This window comes from Aeromicrobium sp. (genome assembly GCF_037719875.1).
GTDB lineage: Bacteria > Actinomycetota > Actinomycetes > Propionibacteriales > Nocardioidaceae > Aeromicrobium.
The window spans coordinates 51,479-73,058 of record NZ_JBBJMJ010000006.1 but is presented as its reverse complement, the minus strand read 5'-3'; the positions used below and the strand labels follow the sequence as shown (position 1 = coordinate 73,058).

24 protein-coding genes and 1 tRNA gene are annotated in these 21,580 nt (G+C 64.4%); 17 read left to right on the top strand and 8 right to left on the bottom strand.

Going from position 1 to position 21,580, the window contains the following annotated elements:
• Positions 1–26 precede the first annotated feature (26 nt).
• From WKF39_RS07955 to WKF39_RS07940, 4 genes are all read left to right on the top strand, one after another.
• The gene (locus WKF39_RS07955; protein WP_340387119.1) at positions 27–1,892 is read left to right on the top strand and encodes a type ISP restriction/modification enzyme; all 1,866 of its coding nucleotides are present in this window, start codon (positions 27–29) and stop codon (positions 1,890–1,892) included.
• Between the two features lie 81 nt (positions 1,893–1,973).
• Entirely contained in the window at positions 1,974–2,762 is a 789-nt protein-coding gene (locus WKF39_RS07950; RefSeq protein WP_340387115.1) for a hypothetical protein, read from the top strand.
• Positions 2,763–3,068: 306 nt separating this feature from the next.
• A complete protein-coding gene (gene tcmP, locus WKF39_RS07945) occupies positions 3,069–4,019 on the top strand; it encodes a three-Cys-motif partner protein TcmP (RefSeq protein ID WP_340387113.1) in 951 nt (316 codons plus the stop codon).
• Positions 4,016–4,294, top strand: coding sequence for a hypothetical protein (locus tag WKF39_RS07940; protein WP_340387111.1), 279 nt, complete (start codon positions 4,016–4,018; stop codon positions 4,292–4,294). Before tcmP ends, WKF39_RS07940 begins: the two co-directional genes overlap by 4 nt.
• Here the strand turns inward: WKF39_RS07940 and WKF39_RS07935 are convergent.
• On the bottom strand, positions 4,281–5,030 hold the full coding sequence (locus tag WKF39_RS07935; protein WP_340387109.1) for a phage Gp37/Gp68 family protein: 750 nt from the start codon (positions 5,028–5,030) through the stop codon (positions 4,281–4,283). The two genes, WKF39_RS07940 and WKF39_RS07935, sit on opposite strands and share 14 nt — an antisense overlap.
• Positions 5,031–5,094: 64 nt before the next feature.
• Between WKF39_RS07935 and WKF39_RS07930 the strand changes: the two genes are divergently transcribed.
• On the top strand, positions 5,095–5,427 hold the full coding sequence (locus WKF39_RS07930) for a MarR family transcriptional regulator (protein ID WP_340387107.1): 333 nt from the start codon (positions 5,095–5,097) through the stop codon (positions 5,425–5,427).
• On the opposite strand, the gene WKF39_RS07925 is transcribed toward WKF39_RS07930, so the two are convergent.
• Positions 5,414–5,662: a helix-turn-helix transcriptional regulator gene (locus WKF39_RS07925; protein WP_340387105.1), complete on the bottom strand. Its 249-nt coding sequence runs from the start codon at positions 5,660–5,662 to the stop codon at positions 5,414–5,416. The genes WKF39_RS07930 and WKF39_RS07925 overlap by 14 nt on opposite strands.
• Before the next feature lie 134 nt (positions 5,663–5,796).
• On the opposite strand from WKF39_RS07925, the gene WKF39_RS07920 reads away from it, so the two are divergent.
• Entirely contained in the window at positions 5,797–6,675 is an 879-nt protein-coding gene (locus tag WKF39_RS07920; protein ID WP_340387104.1) for a hypothetical protein, read from the top strand.
• 40 nt (positions 6,676–6,715) lie between these two features.
• On the opposite strand, the gene WKF39_RS07915 is transcribed toward WKF39_RS07920, so the two are convergent.
• Both WKF39_RS07915 and WKF39_RS07910 read right to left on the bottom strand, forming a co-directional pair.
• Positions 6,716–7,066, bottom strand: coding sequence for a helix-turn-helix transcriptional regulator (locus WKF39_RS07915; RefSeq protein ID WP_340387102.1), 351 nt, complete (start codon positions 7,064–7,066; stop codon positions 6,716–6,718).
• A 212-nt stretch (positions 7,067–7,278) separates the two neighbouring features.
• On the bottom strand, positions 7,279–7,551 hold the full coding sequence (locus WKF39_RS07910) for a helix-turn-helix transcriptional regulator (RefSeq protein WP_340387100.1): 273 nt from the start codon (positions 7,549–7,551) through the stop codon (positions 7,279–7,281).
• Positions 7,552–7,782: 231 nt separating this feature from the next.
• Between WKF39_RS07910 and WKF39_RS07905 the strand changes: the two genes are divergently transcribed.
• Both WKF39_RS07905 and WKF39_RS07900 read left to right on the top strand, forming a co-directional pair.
• Positions 7,783–8,598, top strand: coding sequence for a hypothetical protein (locus WKF39_RS07905; RefSeq protein ID WP_340387098.1), 816 nt, complete (start codon positions 7,783–7,785; stop codon positions 8,596–8,598).
• Entirely contained in the window at positions 8,591–10,393 is a 1,803-nt protein-coding gene (locus WKF39_RS07900) for a hypothetical protein (protein WP_340387096.1), read from the top strand. The genes WKF39_RS07905 and WKF39_RS07900 overlap by 8 nt, the downstream gene beginning before the upstream one ends.
• Before the next feature lie 215 nt (positions 10,394–10,608).
• Here WKF39_RS07900 and WKF39_RS07895 read toward each other — a convergent pair.
• Positions 10,609–10,691, bottom strand: a tRNA-Leu gene (locus WKF39_RS07895).
• Between the two features lie 155 nt (positions 10,692–10,846).
• Here WKF39_RS07895 and WKF39_RS07890 point away from each other — a divergent pair.
• The 6 genes from WKF39_RS07890 to pknB are packed head-to-tail and all read left to right on the top strand — an operon-like array spanning position 10,847 to position 17,986.
• The gene (locus tag WKF39_RS07890) at positions 10,847–11,569 is read left to right on the top strand and encodes a DUF3662 and FHA domain-containing protein (protein WP_340387094.1); all 723 of its coding nucleotides are present in this window, start codon (positions 10,847–10,849) and stop codon (positions 11,567–11,569) included.
• Complete coding sequence (locus WKF39_RS07885) at positions 11,570–12,046, top strand: FHA domain-containing protein (RefSeq protein WP_340387092.1); 477 nt, start codon at positions 11,570–11,572, stop codon at positions 12,044–12,046.
• 4 nt (positions 12,047–12,050) lie between these two features.
• Positions 12,051–13,334 (top strand): BofC C-terminal domain-containing protein, encoded by a 1,284-nt coding sequence (locus tag WKF39_RS07880; protein WP_340387090.1) that lies wholly within the window; start codon positions 12,051–12,053, stop codon positions 13,332–13,334.
• Positions 13,331–14,704, top strand: a complete 1,374-nt coding sequence (locus WKF39_RS07875) for an FtsW/RodA/SpoVE family cell cycle protein (RefSeq protein WP_340387088.1) — start codon at positions 13,331–13,333, stop codon at positions 14,702–14,704. Before WKF39_RS07880 ends, WKF39_RS07875 begins: the two co-directional genes overlap by 4 nt.
• Positions 14,701–16,173 (top strand): penicillin-binding protein 2, encoded by a 1,473-nt coding sequence (locus tag WKF39_RS07870; RefSeq protein ID WP_340387086.1) that lies wholly within the window; start codon positions 14,701–14,703, stop codon positions 16,171–16,173. The genes WKF39_RS07875 and WKF39_RS07870 overlap by 4 nt, the downstream gene beginning before the upstream one ends.
• Positions 16,174–16,204: 31 nt before the next feature.
• Positions 16,205–17,986 carry a Stk1 family PASTA domain-containing Ser/Thr kinase gene (pknB, locus tag WKF39_RS07865; RefSeq protein WP_340387084.1) on the top strand — a complete coding sequence of 594 codons (1,782 nt, stop codon included), beginning with the start codon at positions 16,205–16,207 and terminating at the stop codon, positions 17,984–17,986.
• Here pknB and WKF39_RS07860 read toward each other — a convergent pair.
• The gene (locus tag WKF39_RS07860; protein WP_340387082.1) at positions 17,983–18,714 is read right to left on the bottom strand and encodes a DUF881 domain-containing protein; all 732 of its coding nucleotides are present in this window, start codon (positions 18,712–18,714) and stop codon (positions 17,983–17,985) included. The two genes, pknB and WKF39_RS07860, sit on opposite strands and share 4 nt — an antisense overlap.
• Between WKF39_RS07860 and WKF39_RS07855 the strand changes: the two genes are divergently transcribed.
• Positions 18,708–19,046: a cell division protein CrgA gene (locus tag WKF39_RS07855; protein ID WP_340387080.1), complete on the top strand. Its 339-nt coding sequence runs from the start codon at positions 18,708–18,710 to the stop codon at positions 19,044–19,046. The genes WKF39_RS07860 and WKF39_RS07855 overlap by 7 nt on opposite strands.
• Before the next feature lie 52 nt (positions 19,047–19,098).
• Here WKF39_RS07855 and WKF39_RS07850 read toward each other — a convergent pair whose 3' ends face one another.
• Positions 19,099–19,935: a rhomboid family intramembrane serine protease gene (locus tag WKF39_RS07850; RefSeq protein ID WP_340387078.1), complete on the bottom strand. Its 837-nt coding sequence runs from the start codon at positions 19,933–19,935 to the stop codon at positions 19,099–19,101.
• Complete coding sequence (locus WKF39_RS07845) at positions 19,932–20,462, bottom strand: peptidylprolyl isomerase (RefSeq protein WP_340387076.1); 531 nt, start codon at positions 20,460–20,462, stop codon at positions 19,932–19,934. The genes WKF39_RS07850 and WKF39_RS07845 overlap by 4 nt, the downstream gene beginning before the upstream one ends.
• A gap of 108 nt (positions 20,463–20,570) precedes the next feature.
• Here WKF39_RS07845 and WKF39_RS07840 point away from each other — a divergent pair, with 108 nt between their 5' ends.
• Positions 20,571–20,708, top strand: coding sequence for a hypothetical protein (locus WKF39_RS07840; RefSeq protein WP_340387074.1), 138 nt, complete (start codon positions 20,571–20,573; stop codon positions 20,706–20,708).
• On the top strand, positions 20,708–21,484 hold the full coding sequence (locus WKF39_RS07835; RefSeq protein ID WP_340387072.1) for an enoyl-CoA hydratase/isomerase family protein: 777 nt from the start codon (positions 20,708–20,710) through the stop codon (positions 21,482–21,484). Before WKF39_RS07840 ends, WKF39_RS07835 begins: the two co-directional genes overlap by 1 nt.
• Positions 21,485–21,580 lie beyond the last annotated feature (96 nt).

Here is a 21,580-nt window from a genome sequence, read left to right as displayed (position 1 = left end):
ATCACTCACACCGGCCCTCTCACTTGTTGAACAATTCTCACAAGATCTGGACCGAAATACGGGGGGCCGCACAGGCGGAAGGCGAAGGCGGGTGGGTTGAGTCTGGTGACTCGGCGTACGGCGACCGGAGTCGCCCCATCCTTGATGACTTCAAGGCCGACGGGAACGGCCGGTTCGAGTACGTCCTGAAGAACCTCTACGTGTACTTCTGGCGGTGGGCCACCTGGAAGGTGTTCGACGCCGCCCCAGAAGACGGCGAAGGTGTCGTGTGCTTCATCAGCACCAATGGCTACCAGCGGGGCCCTGGATTCCGGGGGATGCGCGAATACCTCCGCCGGACCTGCACCGCCGGGTGGATCATCGACGTTTCCCCCGAAGGGCACCAACCTGACGTTCCTACGCGAGTGTTCCCCGGTGTCCAGCAGACCCTTTCCATTGGCATCTTCGTCCGAGGTGTTGATGTATCTGAAGACACCCCGGCCGACATCTCCTACGTGGCGCTCTCAGGCCGCCGCGAAGACAAGTACCGTGCCCTCGAAGCGCTCACCCTTGACTCCCCGTCATGGCGCAAGGCCCGCACAGGGTGGCAGGCCCCGTTCACCCCAGCAGCGGACTCCTCCTGGGACGACTACCCGGCGCTGAATGACCTCATGCCATGGACAGCGCCGGGCGTGAAGGCAAACCGCACTTGGGTGTACGCGCCGCTCGCGGAGACACTGGTCGAGCGGTGGCGCCTCCTCACCTCGGAGGACGACCGGAGTGAACAGGTGCGGCTCTTCAAGGCGTCTCGCGACTCCGCTCCGGATCGCGGCAAGCAACCCCTTCCAGGGCATGGAGACCGCCCAAGTGACTCCATAGCCACCGACCCCGGACCTGTGCCCCTCCCTGTCCGTGTCGGATACCGTAGTTTCGACCGGCAGTGGTTGATCCCCGACATTCGCGCGATTGACCATCCACGCCCACCCCTGTGGGCCGCGATCCATGCTGGGCAGGTGTACGTCGTCGAACAGCACTCGAAGATCGTCACCTCGGGACCCGGCATCGTGCTGAGTGGTCTGATCCCGGACATGGATCACTTCAAGGGCAGCGAGGGCGGTCGTACACTCCCGTTCCTTCACCCCAACGGTGCCCCAAACATCGCCCCCGGCCTGACCGAAGCACTGGCAAGCATCCTCGACATTCCGGTGACCGCTGAAGACGTACTGGCGTACATGACGGCGATCGTGTCCAGTCCGGCTTTCACAGCCACATTCGCTGACGAACTGACCACACCAGGAATTCGTGTGCCGATCACGGCCGACGCCGACACCTGGGTTACAGCCGTCGCCGTGGGCAAGCAGATCGTGTGGGCCCAGACCTACGGCACAGCATGCGCGGCGCCGTCTGACGGCCGCCCCAAGGATAACGTCCGAATCCAGTCGGGATCGGAACTCCAGCAGCCGTTGTGCACCGTGGGCGTCACCCAGATGCCCACCACGATGTCCTACGACGAAGAAGGCCGCACGCTGCACATCGGTGACGGGGTGTGGTCGCCTGTAGACCCTCGCGTCGTCGAATACGCGGTTGGTGGGAAGAACGTCCTCAAGTCCTGGTTCGGGTACCGGAAGAAGGAGCCAGGTGGACGGAAGTCCAGCCCGCTCGACTACATTCACCCGCAGTCATGGCCCAGCGAGTGGACCACCGACCTGACCGACCTCCTCGCTGTCCTGACCCGACTTGTGTCCACGGAGGCGGAACAAGAAGACCTCCTCACACGGGTGGTCACGGGACGTGTTCTTGAGCGGCCCGAGTTGGAAGCCAACGGGGTCAGATGGCCGCGCACAGCGGCAGACCGCAACCCCCGCTACAGCAACGACGAATCCAGTGTCGTCGGCGAGCAACTATCGTTTTAGACCGACACCCGGCGGTGTGCAGGAACTCTGAGATTCCGTGTCTCGCCGATGCGGACGGTTCGTACCCGATAGCCTCCAGCAGTGCCAGACAGCAATCAGGTTCATCCGCTCGACGCCTTGAACGACCTCAGTTCGTTAATACCGCGATGGGTGGTGTCGATCGTGATGCTCGCCCTCCCGGTTGGCGCTACGGCGCTGATCACCCTGGGCCAGAACTTCAAGAACGACTTGGACTACTGGCAGTTCTGGGGTGGCATCGGGCTGCTCTTCGCGGCAGTGGCGATCCAGGCTTTGCGCGAGACCCTTCAGCGCCGAAACGAGAAGTCCGGTGGCACCGAAGCGGTTCGCTTGCGGGTCGCAATGAAGGACGCACTTCAGCCGGTGGCAGAACTGACCGCTGCGATGACGGAACTTCCTCAGCCGGAACGCATGGCACACAAGCAACAGATCGCTCAACAGGCTGTCGGTTCGCTGTGTCTGCTGCTGAAGGACGTGAACCGCCTGCGTGCTGTTGTCTACGAGATCACTGATAAAGGTTTGGAGTGTCTCGCGTACCAAGGGCGCGGAACCCACCCGAAGATGTTCAAGATGGGAAGCGAGCGCGGCGACAAGGCCCTCAAGATGGTAGATGAAGGCGGGCAAATATTCGCCAGCAACCTCGACACCGATGAACTCGGTCCCGCGTATCAGGGCAGCGGCGCGGACTACAAGACGTTCATCTCCGTGGCCATCTCCACCCAGCGGCACTCGTACGGGATGGTCACCGTGGATGCGCCGAGTGCGGGCGATCTTGTCGACACTGACGCCCAGATCGTCATGTTCATGGCCGACCTGCTGGCGATCGCGTTCGCCGTGGCGAACGATGCTTGACACGGTTCTGTCACATCGTCGTGTCACACTTTGGGGCATAGGAACGATCGAGGAGGCACACCATGGCTAGGCGTGAACGAACTGTGAGCCCTCAGAACTCGTCCTTCCGAGATTTCTCATCCAAGAAGGTCCAAGAGCGTGTGTGGCGTGAAGCATCACGCGAAGTCCGCTCAGAGTCGCGGACCATCAGCCGCCGCTCCGTCGGCCGCTAACCGCTGCCCTCTGAGCGGCACAGGAACGGCGTGTCGTAGATGGGCTGGTCCTGCTGGACGCCTAGCCTGCTATTCCTGACGATGCAGGGACAGCATGGTTGCTAACGATCAGTTCTTTCAGAGGCCGAAACCTGCGGCCGTGCTGAAGCACGCCGTGTTGCGGGAGTATTTGACCGTGTTCACCGCGATGGTGGGGTCAACCGCGAATGGTCCCGTGTGGCTGTTGGACGGTTACGCCGGGCCGGGCTACTACGAAGCCGAAGCAGGCGATGATCCGATGCCCGGTTCGCCGGTCGTCGCTTTGGAAGTAGCGCAGAAATGGGGCCACAAGCGGGACCTGCGGTGCGTCTTCATCGAGAAGAGCCCGAAGCATGCGCTCAGTCTCGAAGCCAACGTGAGGCCGTTCGTCGAGGAGGGTTTGACCGCTGAGGTGCTTCAGGGGCAAGTCCAAGACAAGTTCGCCAATGCGTGGTCTCTCATCGACGGAGGGCCGGTTTTGACGTTCCTGGACCCGTTCGGTGTCGGGATGGACCGGTCGATCATGACCGACAATCTCCTTGAGCAGAAGCGACCCGAGCCTTCGGAGGTGCTCCTCAACATCAACGTGGAGGCAGTGAGCCGCCTTGGCGGGTGGCTCGAATCCGTTGACGGTGTGGTCTGCCCCAAGTCGGACATCCATTCCGCTGCTGGGGTCGAACGAGTCGACAGGTTCCTGGGTGGTGAGGAGTGGCGTACCGAGTTCTTCCACGCACGCGCCAATGGCAACGCCGCAGAGGCCGCGGAGTCCGTGGTGCGCGCCTACTGCGCACGCATCGAGGAAGAGACGGGCTTCAAGTCGATCTCTATCCCTGTCGTTCGTCGACCGAACAACCCTGTCCTATTCCTGCTGACGTTGTTCTTCACGTCCCCGGCCGCTGGCTACAAGTTCGCTGATGCGGCCGCCCGAGCGACCCGGAAATGGCGTGACGTATACCGACAGGTCGAGTTGGAGGATCGGCTCACGAACGTCGCCACCAGGATGCGCTGTTCGATGTTGAGGAGATGACAAAGGTTGATGCTGCGAGGTCCGCCGACGAGCAGGAGAAGGAACTCGCCGAGTGGTTCGTTGAACTTGTCGCGGCCAACATCCGTTCAGCGCTCGTGACGAGAAGCGCGCTGAATCTCGGAGCGGACATCAAGTTGATCCTTGGTTCGACACTCTCATTGGCCGGAGAGCCGACGATCCGCAAGGCGTGGGACCTTCTCGCGAAGGAAGGGCTCGTCGATGCCCGTGACAAGTCTGAGCAGTCCTTGTGGAAGGCGCAGATCAGGAAGCGGTGACCGACCGTGGCATCTCGCTCCACAACAGACCGTCCAACAACCGGCCGCCTTCTTTGGGTGTCCGACCGCCCCACTGCTTGTGGAAGAACGGGACCTCAACTTCTAGGCAGGTGTCCCTGATCTCCCGGACCCATTCAGGGTCCAGTGGTCGTGCTTTCGGGCCGGACTCGCCGCCGGTGATAACCCAGCCGATGCCGTCAAGGTTGAGTCCAGGCAGTGGCCCGATGAGAGGTTCGCAGGACAGGAACCTGACGGCGGCGGGGACCTCACGTAGGTGATCAACCCGGTACATGTGGTCTTCGTTCTCGACACTGACACCGAGCCAGAGGTTGTCCGGCCAGCGGAGTTGGTCAGCAATCTTCGGTAGGCGGGCTGAACGCTTCGTCAGGACCTGGTAAGTGTGTTGCGGTGTCTTCTCCATGACTTCGAAGACCTGACGTACGAAGTCGAGCGGCACCTTTGCGTGGAACAAGTCACTCATAGAGTTGACGAAAACCAGCCGTCTGCCAGTCCATCGCAATGGCTGGTCGAGCGCATCCGGGTGGATCGACAACGCGAATCCAGGCCCGGATGTTCGCGGGTCGCCGTCCTGTTGGTAGCGCTCCGAGCCCATGGCCTTGAGCCGTTTCGCCATGGCGAGGGCGTAACAGTTGTCGCATCCCTCGCTGATGCGGTCACAACCCGTGGTGGGGTTCCAGGTGATTTCAGTCCACTCGATCCCGGACTTCCTGCGCATGGAACCCTCCTACGGAATCCTTGTTACGTCATCTTCGTAACGTATATCCCGTAACGTAGCACTCATGGACGACAGCAAGCCCGAACTACGACGCCTGTCGCGGGACGCGTTCGGGCAGCAATATCGCCTCGAAATTATGCTCGCCGTGGCAGCGTCCGAGGACGGAATCGTCTGCCTGAGTGACCTCGCGCAGGAACTGTCACTCACGCCCAGCAACGTCCAGTCGGCACTACGGAGCATGATCGACACAGGTCTTCTGACCGAACTTCCTCGCGGTGACAGCAGGCGAAAGTTCCTGCTCCGCAACCCGAGCGCCGCGTGGGAATGGGCCAACGAATTGCAGGCCTCTGCGACCCAAACCACGACAGACATGCCTGGCAGTATCAGGGATATTTGAGCCCTGTGACGAGTTCACCGGGGTCCACCCCGAGCACCACAGCGATCTTCAGGATGTTGTGAAGCGTGAGGTTGGTTTGGCCGCGCTCGACCTGCCCGATGTACGACCAGTGGAGTGCCGTGCCTTCAGCGAGGGCTTCTTGGCTGAGGCCTAGGTGGTGCCGTCGTTCTCTGACCCGATTGCCGAACTCGCCGGTGGCTTCAGACAGGGGTGGCTTCGGCGCAGAGGTGGGCATGCCACAACTCCACTCGTCTCAACGGCTTACATCCAGAGAGTATTCGTTTGAGACGTATTGACCTGAGATGTCTACGTACTGCTATTCTCCGGTTCCGCCGCTCCCTACACGCGGCATCGAAAGGCTCACCCCTCATGAGGATCACTTCACGTCGCTCGCGCCTGCTCCAAGGCTGTCTTTTCGTCATACTTGCCAGTCTGGTCGGGTCAGCATGCAACGCGAAGACCACCGAAACGAACACAGGTGCGAAGGAACCACCGGCGCAGGCTCAGTGGAAGCAGTACGCCGAGATCGCCGACCGGCCTGCGGTGAAACTCAACTGGCGTGACCGCCCTTCTCCGCCGAAGGGGTTCACCGAGGCGGAAATGGACACGTTCGCCAAACTTGAGGTCGGCCTCATCGAGAAGTCTATTTCGACGAAGGTTGCGTCCATGGGACCCGGCGACGCCGTGGACTACGTGACGGATGACCTGCTGACGACAACAAAGGACACATACGTCAGGGAAGCGGCGGGCGTTCTGGAGGGTGAGAATGCTTGGCAGTGGTTCCTCGCGTCACTCTTCGACGGAGCCAGAGTTGAGCCAGCGAAAATCGTCCGAGTCGACTGGGATGCGACACGATTGATCGCCGAACTTGACGATGGGACCCCCGCACCCGTACTGAAACTGACCCTCCAGGTGTTCGTAGTTCATACGTTCGGACCCAAGGCCCATCCGCGCAACATCGTGGTGCGCCGGGCGGTCGCACTCAGAGGTTTCCGACCTAACGGGGGCCCAGCATGGTGGCCTGTGCTCTCAACGTTTACCGAGCCGTTCGGTAATGACGGTTGCGCGCTGAAGGAGAGCGTCCTTCGGCCACTCCGGGCAGCCAAATACGTCAAGAAGGACCTAGGCGCCCTGAAGAAGGCTTGGGCGGCAGAAGGCGTCGCACCGATCGGTGAAACCACCAAACTCGACGCCAAGGCCGCCAGAGAATATGAGGCCTTCTGCGCCGCGCACCCGAACGGAGCCTGAAGCAACAACCCGTCGCCCCGACTCGGCATCCGTCGCGCGCTCACTTGTCGGTGGAGTCGCTTCCGCCTGCTCCGGCAGGCCGGACGAGGCTCGTCCGTAGTGCGACTTCGATCGCTGTGAGCGTGTTGAACGTCATCGCTGATTGGCCTCGTAGGACACGACCTATCTGTGAGACAGACAGACCTGTGGGTGCCGCGAGATCGGCGTCGTTGGTCATCCCGCGTTCGTGCATGACGTGCCTAATTTGCATGACGACCTGGTGTTGAAGGACGGCAGCCCGCAGGTCGGCCTGCTGCCCTTCGTGGACAACCGGTTTCCACTCGATGTCTCGGCGCTTGCCGAACATGAACGGGGACGTGGCCCAGGTACGTGGGCCGCTGGTGCGTGGCACATGAGCAAGGTTGGTGGACGGTTCCGTCCAGATGGTGTTGACACGCGCTCTACTGAGCGTGGAAGGCACCGAAGTAGCACCGCGTGCTACCGGAAGTTGCACGCGGTGCTACTTCCGGTAGCACAGATCGTATTTAGGACACGTATAGAGCCGACGGTCGTCAGAAACCGTCCATGTCAAAGAGAACTGCGCACCTGTCCGGTCAGGGTGGGTTACGCCTTGTGCGGCCAGAGACCAACGTCGAGCCCGTCTTCGAGCCGGGCGATGGTATGGAGGTCGGGCCAGACGTTGCCGTTGATGATGTCGGCGATGGTGGTGTGGTCGACACCGGTCTTGCCCTTGGCTGCTCTAAGGCTGATCCCCTTGAGGGCGGCATCGAGGTTGAGGGCCAGTTGGCGGGCGACCTCAGTGGGGTAGTCATCACTGGGGATGGTGGGCCAGTCGGCAGCAACCTCGGAGGGCTTGAGTCTGGACGGTCGGGCCATGACGACAGCGTATGGCCGGACGAAGAGCGTGGTGTAGCGGCGCCGACCACAGGCGAGTTGCTTGACGGTCACTATACCCCTATTGTTGGTAGTTACCGCCACCATGAGCACTCGGTCGCTGAGCAAGTGAGGCACTGCATCGACACGTACACGCCTACCATCGCCCCGGAGCACTGGGCTGTCATTGGCCAGTTCGTCCGCGACGTAGTGAGCGACTGTGAGAACAAGACCGTGTACGCCGCCCACACCCTCATCGTCGCCACCACCTATCACGTGCTGTGGTGCTGGCAGACCGCCGGACTTCCGCTCGAACGAGACGTAATCTTCCGCCGCGATGTCATCGCCGAATACACCGATCGCGGGTTTGCTGATGCCACCGACGCCTACCGGACCAACCGGAGGTCCATGCTCCTGCGGGTCTCCGAACAGGTCGTCTCGCCTCACCTGCGACCCGAACGGCTCACGACCCTCGCCTCGTCCACCCCGACGACACCCTTCACGCGAACAGAGGTGGCCCTGCTCCGGTCGTGGGCGAACGGACAGAACACCCTCCACCGGCGGATCAACTGCAACCTCCTCCTCTCGCTCTCCTTGGGCGCGGGACTCTCCAACACCGAAATACTCGACGTTCGCTGCCAAGACATCACCGTCGACGCCGACGGAATACTCATCACCGTCACCGGCACACGAGCCAGGGTCGTCCCAGTCCTCCAGCCATGGGAAGGTCCGATCGCTGAAGTCAGCCAGGCAGCGATGCGCGGCTCCATGTGGCTGTTCTGCCCGAACCGGGTCGCAAAAAACAAGAACATCATTTCTAACCTGATCGACCGCGCCCGTCCACCACAGGTGAGGCCGTCACCGCAGCGGCTGCGCGCCACCTGGATCACCACCCATCTGACCGCCAACACCCCCATGAAGACACTCATGATCGCGGCGGGGGTCGACTCCTTCGAGGCGTTCACCCGCTACATCCAGTTCGTGCCGAATCAAGACCCCGCCGCCGCCCGCCGCGCCCTGACCCGACCTGTGGCCGTAGACCATGCCTAGCCCCCACGTCCCGGACGACTCGATCCTCGCCGACATCCTCTGCCTCCCCGTCGAGGGTCAACCCCGACGATCCAACCGAGGCACTCTTCAACCCAGCGTCGTCAAAGGCGCTGCCCGGTACATCGACAGTTCAGGCATTGTCGAGAAAATCCAGGAGTGGCGCGACGAGGACGACCCAGACCGCGCCCTTCGTGGTGGGCGGCCGTCTCTATTCGCTGACCGCCTCGTGCTGATCCTGCTCATGTCGCTCCTGTTCTCCGGCGAGGCGCCCCTAGTGACGAGGATGGCTGAGGTCCTCACCAGCCGCCTCGACACCCGCTCCCGTGACCTCCTGCGCCTTCCGCGACTTCAGGACGGGACCGATACAGCCGTCTATCACCGTCTCTACCGCGCGCTGCGCAGATTCATCGCCGTCGTTGACTCGGCACCCGGCACCACCGGCAAACGACTCACCCGCGCAGAGGTCGACGCGATCAAAGCCAACCGGAACCCCGACGAGTGCGCCAAGAAGCAAGCCAGGTTGATCTGGTTGTCGAACACGCTCCTGGAAGCCACGTTCCAGATGCTCCCCGCAGAAACGCGCGAACGGTGGCAAGGGAACCTCTGTGTCGACGCAACCCTCATTCGAGCCTGGGGTAAAAACGGTTCACCCAAGGCCGACAACGACAACCGCGACATCAGCCAAGACCTCATGAGCCCGGACATCGACGCCGGTTGGTACTACCGCGACGCCGACCACCGCGAGCCCCCACACAGGCCCGGTCGCAGTCAGCCCAAAAAGGCATGGGGCAACGAAGCGCACCTCGCCGTCATGACAGCCAACGACCCCGCCGACACCCCCAACTACCCCCTCCTCGTCCTCGGAATCTCCTTCGACAAACCCGCAGGACGAGTCGCCGAGAACGCCATGACCACCATCGGCTCCATCATCGAACGAGGACACCCAGCCGGATTCTTCGTCGCCGACCGCGCCTACTTGTTCAACTCCATCCCGTCCAAACTGCAACTACCTGCGCGGGCGCTCGGATACCAGTTGTGCGGCGACTACCGAGACGACCAACTCGGACTCCAAGGCAGCCACAACGGCGCCAACCTCGTCGAAGGCAACTGGTACTCACCATCCATGCCCGAACCCCTCATCGAAGCCACCCGCCAGTTCCGGGCCAAACAGATCGACGAAACCACCTACCGCCAACGCATCAGCCAACGCACCCAGTACCTCTTCCGCAACAAGCAGGCACCCTCCGACAACGGCGCCAACGTCATGTTCTGCCCCGCCAGAGGCCCCGGAGCAACCGCTTCATGCCCACTCGCAGGACCCGGACCCGGACCCGTCAACCTCGGGATACCCACCGCGCGCACTCGAATCCTGACGCCCCCAGCACACCCCGCAACGTGCTGCACCAACCAGAACTCCGTAACCTTCCCTGCCGAAGCCGGAGCCAAGTACCGGCAAGAACTTCAGTACGCGACCCCCGAATGGCACGCGCTCTACTCAACGCTCCGCAACACCATCGAGGGCTTCAACGGGTATGTGAAGTCACCCACCGACGAAGACCTCGAACAGGCCGCCCGCCGACGCATGCGCGGCTACACGATCCAGTTCATCCTCACCACGGCAATGATCGCCGCCAGCAACGTCCGCAAGATCAAATCCTTCGTGATCCGAGAGAACCGCCCCGCACGACCAACCCGCGTACGCGTCAATCGAAGGCGGCGCGGCCCATCCCTACGCGACTACCGACCAGACCCGAACGCACCACCGCGAGTCATCCCCGGAACAACCGCCGCATGAACGCCCCAGCACCAACCCCGCATCGGCGGCAGCCTGCCCAGATCAGCCAGAGAACACCCCGCGAAACCCACATGCCTCCGGCTACACGCGACATCCGCTAGTCCAGAGCCGCCTCAGACACGAACAAGGCCGGGCATCCAGTCGATGGATGCCCGGCTTTCTGTTCTCATGAGGTTTCGCAAACCTGATCACTCAAATTCACAAACGCCCCTCTGTGCGCGAGGGGGGATTTGAACCCCCACGCCCTTGCGGACACTGGCACCTGAAGCCAGCGCGTCTACCATTCCGCCACCCGCGCGTGATCCCCGCGGCAATGCTCAGGGACCGGTTATCGAGTCTAACAGGCCGAAACAGGGGCGAATCCTCGCGCCTACCCCCATGGAGGCGCAACGCCGGTGACCCCTCCCGATACGATCGCAGGGGACAACCGAGGAAACAGGAAGGCGGAAGCTGATGGCGGGGGTGTTGCAGCGATTCGAACAACGGCTCGAGGGAGCGGTCACCGGCGCGTTCGCCCGGGCGTTCCGCAGCGCCGTACAGCCTGTCGAGATCGCCGCCGCTCTGCAGCGTGAGATCGACAACTCGGCCCACATCTTGTCGCGCGAACGGATGTTGGTCCCCAATGTCTTCACGGTCGAGCTGTCGCCATCGGACTTCGAGCGGCTCAACCCGTTCAGCAGCACGCTGGCCGACGAGCTCGCGACGCTCATCAAGGAGCACGCGGCCGAGCAGCGCTACACCATGACCGGCCCGCTGGAGATCTCGTTCGTGCAGAGCGGCGATCTCAGCACAGGACGCTTTCGCGTACGCAGCAAGACCAATGCCGCCGTCCGTCCGGTGGCCGGCCAGCGCATGACCGACACCGCGATCCGTGGGTCCAACGTGCTGCTCGAGGTCAACGGGATGAAGCATCCGCTGAGCCCTCCCGGCGTCGTCATCGGCCGCGGCAACGAGGCCGACCTCAAGATCGACGATCCGGGCATCTCGCGGCGCCACGCACAGATCAAGATCCACCAGAGCGGGAGCGAGACGACCGTGACAGTCATCGACCTGGAATCGACCAACGGGGTCGTGCTCAACGGTCACAAGGTCACGACGGGCGTCGTCAGCGACGGCTCGGAGATCCGACTCGGCAATACCGTGATCGTGATCCGGATGACCGAGGTCGATCAGTAGATGTCAGAGCTCACTCTCACGCTGATCAAGCTCGGCTTCCTCGCCGTGCTGTGGCTGTTCGTGCTGTCCGCCGTCTCGGTCATCCGCTCGGACATCTTCGGCACCAAGGCCCCCGCCGCGCCTCGACCGGCCAAGAGCAAGCAGAAGGCGCCGGCGAAGACCAAGAACCGCAAGCCACCCCGAGGCGTACCCACCAAGCTGCAGGTCGTGTCGGGGCCCAACTCGGGCCAGAGCGTTCCGCTCGGCGACACGCCGATCCTGCTGGGCCGCGGCACGGACGCCGCGATCCGCCTCGACGACGACTACGTGTCGACCCGCCACGCACGATTCGCGACCAATGGTGAGCAATGGTTCGTCGAGGACCTCGGCTCGACCAACGGGACCTACCTGGGGAGCCAGCGCATCACATCACCCATTCCGATCGGCATCGGCATTGCGGTCCGTCTCGGCAAGACCATCGTCGAGCTGCAGAAGTAGCCCCATGACTGCCCTGACCTATCGCTACGTCGCGCTGACCGACACCGGTCTGCGCCGCTCAGCCAACCAGGACTCCGGCTATGCCAGCGACCGGCTGCTGGTGATCGCCGACGGGATGGGTGGCGCCGCCGCCGGCGACCTGGCCTCCTCCGAGGCGATGCACATCATCCGCCAGCTGGATCGCGATCTCGACGTCGATGCGCTGTCCGCACTCGAGGACTCCGTGACCAGGGCCAACGCCCGGCTCGGTGAGCTCATCGCCGCCGACCCAGCGGTCGAGGGCATGGGAACGACCCTCGAGGCGATGCTGTGGGACGGCGAGAAGTTCGCCGTCGCCCATCTCGGTGACTCCCGGGCATACCGGCTGCGGGCCGGCGAGCTCAAGCAGATCAGCACGGACCACACCTTCGTGCAGAGCCTCGTCGACGAGGGCAAGATCTCTCCGGCCGAGGCCCGGGTGCACCCGCACCGGTCGCTCCTGCTGCGCGCGATGCTCGGGCGTGATGACAACGCTGCCGATCTCAACTGGCTCCAGCCGATGCTCGGCGACCGCTATCTGCTCTGCAGCGACGGGCTCACCGACATGGTGCCCGACGACATCATCCGCAGCTCCATGACGTCCGAGACGATCGACCTGGCGGCGACCGAGCTCGTACGCCTCGCGCTCGAGGCCGGCGGCTATGACAACGTCACGGTGGTCATCGCGGAATTCGTCGAGCAAGGGACCGAACCGGACGACAACCTGTCGTCGGCCGACGGACAGCCACAGCTCGTCGGAGCGGCCGCCAGCCAGGCCCGGCCCCGCACGGGCGACGGCGCGAGTGGCAGCGACCCGGCGATGTCCTCGTCGACGTACGACCCCGAGGAGCTGCGCTACGCGCCGCGCCCGCCCAGCCGCCTGCGTTGGCTCCGTTGGGCAGCCGTGGTCGCCGTCCTCGTCATGATCCTGGCAGCCGGCGGCGCCTGGGCCTACAGCTGGTCGCAGAAGCAATACTTCGTGGCGGCCCAAGACGGCAAGGTCGCGATCTTCAAGGGTGTGCAAGCGGACATCCCCGGCATCACGCTCCAGCATGTCGAGCAGATGACAGATCTTGAGCTCGACACCCTGCCGGACTTCCGCCGCCAGCAGGTCGAGGCCGGCATCGAGGCAACCAGCAAGGCCGATGCGCTGGAGACCGTCGACGAGCTTGACCAGTTCGCGATCAAGCCCACACCGACCCCGACGCCCACCAAGAAGCCGACCCCGACCAAGACGTCGACGGCGAGCAACGCGCTGTGGCGTCCATGACCACCCCAGCCTGGGTTCCCCGCAAGCGGCGCGGGGCCGAGTTCCTCCTGACCGTGCTCGCGGTCTTCATCGGCATCGCCGCCTACGCGTCGGTCGGTCTCGGTGCCGAGGGCACGATCCCGGCCGACACCTACAAGCTCGGTGGCGCGCTGATCGTCGTCGCGATCGCGACCCACCTGATCGTGCGCAAGGTCGCGCCCTACGCCGACCCGGTCCTCCTGCCGCTGGTCATCGCCCTCAACGGGCTCGGCCTCGCCATGATCTATCGCCTCGACCTCGGGCGACAGCAGATCGACCCCGAACGTGCGGCGTTCGCCAACTCCCAGCTCGTATGGACCGCGGTCGGCGTCGCCGCGTTCGCCGCGATCCTGATGCTGGTGCGTGACCACCGCCGACTGCAGAGCCTGACCTACACCTTCGGCTTCGTGGCCATCGGCCTGCTGATCCTCCCGCTGATACCGGGCCTCGGACAGACCATCAACGGCGCCCGTATCTGGGTCGTCTTCCTCGGCTTCAGCTTCCAGCCCGGCGAGGCCGCCAAGGTGTGCCTGGCGATCTTCTTCGCGGGCTATCTCGTGGTCAAGCGCGACGCCCTGGCCCTGGCCGGGCGCCGGTTCCTCGGCATCGACCTGCCCCGCGGCCGCGATCTCGGCCCGATCCTCGCCGGTTGGCTGATCAGCGTCGGCATCCTGGTCTTCCAGCGTGACCTCGGGTCGTCGCTGCTGTTCTTCGGCCTGTTCGTCGTGATGCTCTACGTTGCGACCGAGCGCCCGGGCTGGCTGGTCGTCGGTGCGGGCCTGTTCGGTGCCGGCGCCTACTTCGGCTACGCCGCCTTCGGCCACGTCCGCGTGCGCTTCGACGCCTGGCTCGACCCGTTCGCGGACCCCGACCAGAACGGCCAGATCATCAACGGCTTGTTCGGCCTGGCCCACGGGGGCGTCCTCGGCAAGGGCCTGGGGCAGGGCAGCCCTCAGCTGACGCCCTACTCGTTCTCCGACTTCATCGCAGTGTCGATGGGCGAGGAGCTCGGGCTGACCGGGCTCATGGCGATCCTGGTGATCTACGGGCTCATCGCCGAGCGGGGACTCCGCATCGCGCTGACGTGTCGAGACGCCTTCGGCAAGCTGCTCGCTGCGGGTCTCGCGTTCTCCTTCGCACTTCAGGTGTTCGTCGTGGTCGGCGGCGTGACCCGACTCATCCCGCTGACCGGCCTCACGACCCCGTTCATGGCCCAGGGGGGCTCGTCCGTCGTGATGAACTGGGCGATCATCGGCCTGCTCCTGCGCATCAGCGACCAGACCCGCCGCCCCGCTCCCGAGATCTCCACGTTCGAGAGCGACGAGGAGACCCAGGTGGTGAAGCGGCCGTGAACCGCCCCATCCGCAACATCGCCATCGCCTGCCTCGTTCTCTTCTTTGCCCTGCTGGTCAACATCAACTTCGTGCAGGTCTTTCAGGCCGACGGCCTCAACGCCAAGAACGGCAACCGCCGGGTCATCGACGAGCAGTTCTCCCGCGACCGCGGAGCGATCCTCGTCGATGCCAAACCCGTCGCGGAAAGCGTCAAGGTCAAGGACGAGTACAAGTACCAGCGGCGCTATCCCGAAGGCAGCCTCTACGCCTCGCTGACCGGCTCGTTCTCCTACATCTACGGCCCCACCGCACTGGAGAACACGCAGAACAGCGTCTTGTCCGGCAGCGACAACCGCCTGTTCGTCAACCGGGTCGTCGACCTGGTGGCCAACAAACGACCCAAGGGCGGCAGTGTCGAGCTGACGATCGACCCGCTCGCACAGAAGGCCGCGGCCGAAGGGCTCGAGCGGCTCGGCAAGGACACCAAGGGCGCTGTCGTCGCGATGGACCCGCAGTCCGGTGCCGTCCAGGCGATGGTGAGCCAGCCGTCATACAACCCCAACCGGCTGGCGAGCCACGACTTCGCCGCCGTGCAGAAGGCCTATCAGGCATACAGCGCCGACAAGGATCAGCCGCTGATCAACCGGACAACCCAGCAGACCCTCCCGCCCGGTTCGACGTTCAAGCTCGTCACGGCCGCCGCGGCGCTCGAGAACGGCGTCGTCGATGACATCGACGACCGGATCAAGGCCGGTGCGCGCCTGACCTTCCCCGGCATCCAGTACTCCCTGCCCAACGAGAATGGCGGCAACTGCGGTGGCGACCGCATCACCTTCGAGCGAGCACTCAACGTCTCGTGCAATGTCGCCTTCGGAGCGCTCGCCGGCAAGATCGGACAGGAAAAGCTCAACGACCAGGCCGCCAAGTTCGGTTTCGGAACCGACCCGATCGAGGGGCTGGCCGCCAATCCGAGCCGCTACACCGCCGGCGAAGGAGACCTCGAGGCACCACAGCTCGCGCAGTCGGGCATCGGCCAGTTCGAGGTCGCCTCGACCCCCCTGCAGATGGCGATGGTCGCATCGGGCATCGCCAACGACGGCGACGTCATGAAGCCGTACGTCGTCAAGACCGTCCGCTCGCCCAACCTGCGGGTGCTCGAGCAGGCCCAGTCCGAGCGCTTCAGCCAAGCGATGAGCGCCTCCAACTCCGCCAAGCTCCGCGAGATGATGGTCAGCACCGTGACGCAGGGAACTGCGACCTCGGCACAGATCGCCGGCGTCGATGTCGGGGCCAAGACCGGCACAGCACAGTCGACTCCGGACCGACCCCCCTACGCCTGGTTCGTGTCATTCGCCCCCGCGGATGACCCCAAGGTCGCGGTCGCGGTGCTGGTCGAGTCGAGCGACACGGCACGAGACGAGATTGCCGGCGGACGTCTGGCCGGACCCATCGCACGCTCCGTCATGGAAGCCGTGCTGGGCAAATGAACTGCACCACCGAGTCTGGGAGACTGACATCATGACCGAATCCGGCGACGAGACCATCCGCCTGGGCGACCGCTACGAGCTCGGTGGCCTGCTCGGACGTGGCGGCATGGCCGATGTGCGTGTCGGCCGCGACCTTCGCCTCGGCCGCACGGTGGCGGTCAAGCAGCTGCGCGGTGACCTGTCGGCCGACGACACGTTCCAGGCCCGCTTCCGCCGCGAGGCCCAGTCGTCCGCAGCACTCAATCACCCCTCGATCGTCGCCGTCTATGACACCGGTGACTCGATCGACAAGCACGGCAGCCACGTGCCCTACATCGTGATGGAGTACGTCGAGGGCCAGACCCTCCGTGACATCCTGCGCGGCGCCGAGAACGGCCGCAAGATCCTGCCCGAGCGGGCCCTCTCGATCACCGCCGATGTGCTGAGCGCCCTGGACTACAGTCACCGCTCCGGCATCATCCACCGCGACATCAAGCCTGCCAACGTCATGCTGACCCCGTCGGGCCAGGTCAAGGTCATGGACTTCGGCATCGCCCGTGCGATTGCGGACACCTCGTCGGCCATGACGCAGACGGCCGCGGTCATCGGGACGGCCCAATACCTCTCGCCGGAGCAGGCACGCGGCGAGACCGTCGATGCCCGCAGCGACATCTACTCGACCGGTTGCCTGCTCTACGAGCTGCTCACGGGTCGGCCGCCCTTCGTCGGGGACAGCCCGGTCTCGGTGGCCTACCAACACGTACGCGAAGAGGCCCGGCCTCCTTCGCAGCTCAACCCCGACGTCAGCGACGCCATCGACAACCTGGTTGCCAAGTCGCTCGCCAAACGGGTCGAGGACCGCTATCAGAGCGCGGCCGACATGCGTAAGGACATCGAGCGCATCCTCGCCGGCCTCGGGGTCGACGCGCCGACTGCTGCCACGGCGGTCGTCGGTGGCACCGCCGTTGCCGCAGCGGCTCCGATCCTGCCGGTCGCCGGTGGCACACGCCGCGATGAGCCCGATCCGGGCGAGGATGAAGACGAATCGGGCAACCGCGCCATGTGGTGGTTGGCCGGCATCATCGCGGTGCTGCTGCTGGCCGCTCTCGCCTTCGGGATCTACAAGGCGACCGAGGCCCCTCCGGAGACCAAGCAGGTGACGATCGAGGATGTCTCCGGCAAGGAGGTCGGCGCAGCGACCCGGGTCCTTGAGCAACAGGGGTTCGTCGTCAGCTCGGAGACCCAGCAGGAGTCCAGCGCCGATGTCGACAAGGACCTGGTCATCGAGACCGACCCACCGGCCGGCGAGTCGATCGACGAGGGCAGCACCATCACGTTGATCGTCAGCGCGGGCCCCGAGCAGGTGACGATTCCTGATCTGCAGGGGCTCTCCTTCGGTGAGGCCAAGTCCAACCTGGAGAGCAAGGACCTCAAGGTCAAGAAGGTCCTGCAGGACAGCGACGAGCCTCGCAACCAGGTCATCAACAGCAACCCTCCGCCCGGCGATCAGGTCGACGTCGGCTCCACGGTCGACTTGATCGTGTCGAAGGGTCAGGTGACGGTCCCCAATGTGCTCGGCATGTCGGTCAAGGACGCCCGGGACGTACTCGACGAGGCCGGCCTGAAGTCCGAAGTCACCGACGACCCAGCGGCCGCAGAGCCGAAGGGCGAGGTGATCTCACAAGCAGGCACCGAGAACTCCAAGGTCTCTCCCGGAACGACGATCGACCTCACGGTCTCGGCCAACCCGGGTGAGGAAGACCCCGACCCGGGGGCTGACGCCGCGGGTGACGTCGACGGCGGCGCCGATGTCGACGGCCTGCTGGCGGACTAGCTCATCGCGTCGGCGTAGCGCAGGCTGACCGTGCCCGCGTAGGCCTCGGCCTTCAGCTGCTCGGCTGTCTCGATCTTGAGCCCCAGGCCGTCCCGCTTGGCGTAGTCGGCGTAGGTCACGGTCTCAGGGGACGACGCCAGCGATGAGTTCATGCCTGCAGCGTCACCGATCGCCTCGATGACATAGGGCGGCGAGTAGGGCACGCCGTCGAGGACCACGGTCGACCCCACGCACTTGATGCCGGTAGTCGCGATGAGTCGCTGTCCCTGCAGAGTGACGGCTTCTGCACCACCGGCCCACAGCGCGTTGACGAACGCCTGGATGTCCTGTTGGTGCACGACGAGCAAGTTGGGGTCCGTGTCGTCCGGCGGGTCGGTCGCTGTCGGGGCGTCGGTCAGCGTCACTCGCACGCCGGGTCCCTCGACGGTGGTGAAGCCACTGGGCTCCTCCAGGTCCTTGACCCGATCAAGCAGTTTGTCGAGCTCGACGCCCGAGACCTGCGACGACCGCTGGTCGATGTCGGCGCGGAGGGCGCGAGCGTCTGCCCGCCGTTCACCGATCCGGTCGGCGCGCTCCTGAAGCAACGAGGCGAGATCGCCACCAGCCGGGCGGAGGTCATCACCATCAGCACTGACCGCTGCGGCAACGAACAGGAATCCGGTGAACCCGAAGATGCCGAGCACGGCCAGCGGCCAACGCTGCCGCGCGTGCATTCCGGCCTTTGCCACGCCGAACTCCTCCCGGTAGATGGCTTAGGCTATCGGAGAGCACCCACCGATCGCGGCCTGCGCCGCAGCAACCCTCCGGAGACGTCGTGGCGAAAGACAAGACCCCCCAGGCACCGAAGCCTCAAATGATCGGCAACCGCTGGGCCGGTCCCGCGATGGTGACCTCCGGCATCATCGGCCTGGTCTGGATCGTGGTCTTCTACACCGTGAGCAACCAGGTCATCGACTATCCGTCGTTCTTGCAGTGGTACAGCGACCTGGGCAACTGGAATCTCGCGATCGGCATGGGCTTCATCGTCGCCGCCTTCGGCTTCGCGATGAAGTGGGAGTGACCCGAACTACATGGGTGTAGTTATCCACACCTGTGTGCACAGCTGTTGATAATCACACCGGTGTAGTTAGCTCGACGGTCCGCAGGACGATCGCGCCGATCATGACGAGCCACATCGCTGAGAAGGCCACCACCTGCACCAGGGTGCGGCGGTCGCGCGGGGCATACGCGAACACCAGCCCGAGGATCAGCCCCCCGACGAACCCGCCGAGGTGGCCCTCCCAGCTGATGTTGCCCTGCGTGCTGATCAAGGCATTGATGGCGAGGAGCACCAACAGGCTGCGAACGTCCTGCTTGGCCTTCAGCAGCAGCACCAACGCCAGCGCGAAGAGGCCGAACACGGCGCCCGAGGCACCGATCGTCAGGGTTCGCGGATCCGCCAGGAAGTAGACGAAGAGCGAGCCGACCATCGCCGCAGTCAGATAGGCAGCGATGAATCGCCACGTGCCAAGGGCCTTCTCGACAAACGGGCCAAAGAGGAACAGGGCATACATGTTGAAGAGCAGGTGCAGCACGCCACCGTGGAGGAAGGCCGAGGTCAGCAGTCGCCAGTAGTCGCCATCGGCGACCCCGTACGGCCACAGCGCACCGTCCTCGAAGAACGAGCCGCCGGTGCCTCCCGTCGCGAGCGTCAGGACAAAGGCGATCCCGTTGATCGCGATGAGGCCCATCGAGACGACGCCTTCGCGACTCGAGACCTTGCCACCGGCGATCGTCCGCGGCAGGCGTACGGACTTGGCACCCTCCGCGATGCACGACGGGCACTGAAACCCGACCGACGCGTCGTTCATGCACTCCGGACAGATCAGCCGCTCACAGCGCTGGCACGAGATGTAGGCCTCGCGGTCAGCGTGTCGGTAGCAGCGATAGTCCGAAGCCGGGAGATTCACGCCTCGCGTCGCTCGATCGTCAGCTTCTCGATGATGACCGGCCGGGTCGGACGATCAAACCCGTCCGTCGCCGTGCCGCCGATCGCATCCACGACTCCCTTGCTGTCCGCGTCGGTGACCTCACCGAAGATCGTGTGCTTGCGGTTGAGCCAGTCGGTCGGGATCAGCGTGATGAAGAACTGCGAGCCGTTGGTGCCCGGGCCGGCGTTGGCCATCGCGAGCAGATGGGGCCGGTTGAACTGCAGATCGGGATGGAACTCGTCCTCGAACTCGTAGCCGGGGCCGCCCGTGCCGGTGCCCAGCGGGTCGCCGCCCTGCAGCATGAAGTTGGGGATGATCCGATGGAATCCAAGACCGTCATAGAACGGCTTGTTCGAGATCTGGCCGGTGGCCGGGTCGATCCAATCTTTGGTGCCCTCGGCGAGGCCGACGAAGTTCTCGACGGTCTTGGGGGCGTGGTCGGGGAAGAGTTCGACGACGATGTCGCCGTGGTTCGTCTTGAAGGTCGCGATCAGCTGCGAAGCCACAGGGGGATTCCTTTCGGGTTGCTGCCACCATCTTTTCATGACTTGCCAACCGCAGCCGGTCGGCGGGCGGGTGTGATGGCGCCCGATCTGATCGCTATCGTGACCCGCATGTCGAAGTCCGAAAAGAGACATCCCGTCCGCAACTTCGTGCTCGTCGCGCTCGTCATCGGAGCCGCCGTGGCGATCCGCAACGCGGTCGCCGACAAGGGCGGCTCCTACGACCCCACCCAGGCGGGGGTCCGCTGATGCCGGTAGTGGTCGAGCGTACTGACGGGGACATCGCTGTGCTGACGTTCGGCGCGCCGCCGGTCAATCTCTACTCCCTCCAGATGCATGCCGATCTGGACCGCGCCCTCGACGAGGTGGAGGCCGCCCCGCCCCGCGCGCTGCTGATCCGCGCCGAGGGCAAGGTCGTCTCCGGCGGAGTCGACGTCTCGCAGTTCCACGAGCAGAAGACCAAGGCCGACACCCTGGCGCTCTACGACCGCATGCTCGAGCTGCCCAATCGCATCGACGCGCTGCCGTTCCCGACGATCTTCGCGGCGCACGCGTTGACGCTGACCTGGGCCTTCGAGGTCGCGGTGGCGTGCGACATCATCCTTGCCTCCGACAAGGCGAAGTTCGGACTCGTCGAGCGGGTCATCGGGTTGACCCCGACGATGGGCGGCACGCAGCGGCTCGCGGCCCGCGCCGGAGTGGGTCGTGCCAAGGAGTTCGTCTTCACCGGCGATCTCTACGATGCCGCCACGCTGGAGCGGTGGAACGTCGTCAACCGAGTGCTCCCGGTCGAGGAGTTCGACGAGGCGGTGCTGGCATACGTCCAGGCCATCGCATCCGGGCCGACCAAGGCGTTCGGAGCGGCCAAGGACATCCTGCGTCACTTCGAGGCCGGCGGTGTCCCCGAGGCCAACGCACACGTCACGGCAATCGCCGCCGAGCTGTTCGACACCGAGGACCTGCAGGGCGGCATGGAGTCATTCCTCCGCGACGGCCCCGGCAAGGCGACCTTCAACGGCCGCTAACCGTTAGCGGTTTACCACGGTCCCTAGGCAAACCGTTCATCTTCCCTAGGCAACCGTCGTCCGCCCGAGGACAATCTCCCCCGGGCGGACGGCGTT

Coding starts and splice junctions, on each gene's coding strand:
- tcmP (WP_340387113.1), top strand. CDS start 3,069: ATGGTTGCTAACGATCAGTTCTTTCAGAGGCCGAAACCTGCGGCCGTG.
- WKF39_RS07940 (WP_340387111.1), top strand. CDS start 4,016: ATGACAAAGGTTGATGCTGCGAGGTCCGCCGACGAGCAGGAGAAGGAA.
- WKF39_RS07935 (WP_340387109.1), bottom strand. CDS start 5,030: ATGCGCAGGAAGTCCGGGATCGAGTGGACTGAAATCACCTGGAACCCC.
- WKF39_RS07930 (WP_340387107.1), top strand. CDS start 5,095: ATGGACGACAGCAAGCCCGAACTACGACGCCTGTCGCGGGACGCGTTC.
- WKF39_RS07925 (WP_340387105.1), bottom strand. CDS start 5,662: ATGCCCACCTCTGCGCCGAAGCCACCCCTGTCTGAAGCCACCGGCGAG.
- WKF39_RS07920 (WP_340387104.1), top strand. CDS start 5,797: ATGAGGATCACTTCACGTCGCTCGCGCCTGCTCCAAGGCTGTCTTTTC.
- WKF39_RS07910 (WP_340387100.1), bottom strand. CDS start 7,551: ATGGCCCGACCGTCCAGACTCAAGCCCTCCGAGGTTGCTGCCGACTGG.
- WKF39_RS07900 (WP_340387096.1), top strand. CDS start 8,591: ATGCCTAGCCCCCACGTCCCGGACGACTCGATCCTCGCCGACATCCTC.
- WKF39_RS07890 (WP_340387094.1), top strand. CDS start 10,847: ATGGCGGGGGTGTTGCAGCGATTCGAACAACGGCTCGAGGGAGCGGTC.
- WKF39_RS07885 (WP_340387092.1), top strand. CDS start 11,570: ATGTCAGAGCTCACTCTCACGCTGATCAAGCTCGGCTTCCTCGCCGTG.
- WKF39_RS07880 (WP_340387090.1), top strand. CDS start 12,051: ATGACTGCCCTGACCTATCGCTACGTCGCGCTGACCGACACCGGTCTG.
- WKF39_RS07875 (WP_340387088.1), top strand. CDS start 13,331: ATGACCACCCCAGCCTGGGTTCCCCGCAAGCGGCGCGGGGCCGAGTTC.
- pknB (WP_340387084.1), top strand. CDS start 16,205: ATGACCGAATCCGGCGACGAGACCATCCGCCTGGGCGACCGCTACGAG.
- WKF39_RS07840 (WP_340387074.1), top strand. CDS start 20,571: ATGTCGAAGTCCGAAAAGAGACATCCCGTCCGCAACTTCGTGCTCGTC.
- WKF39_RS07835 (WP_340387072.1), top strand. CDS start 20,708: ATGCCGGTAGTGGTCGAGCGTACTGACGGGGACATCGCTGTGCTGACG.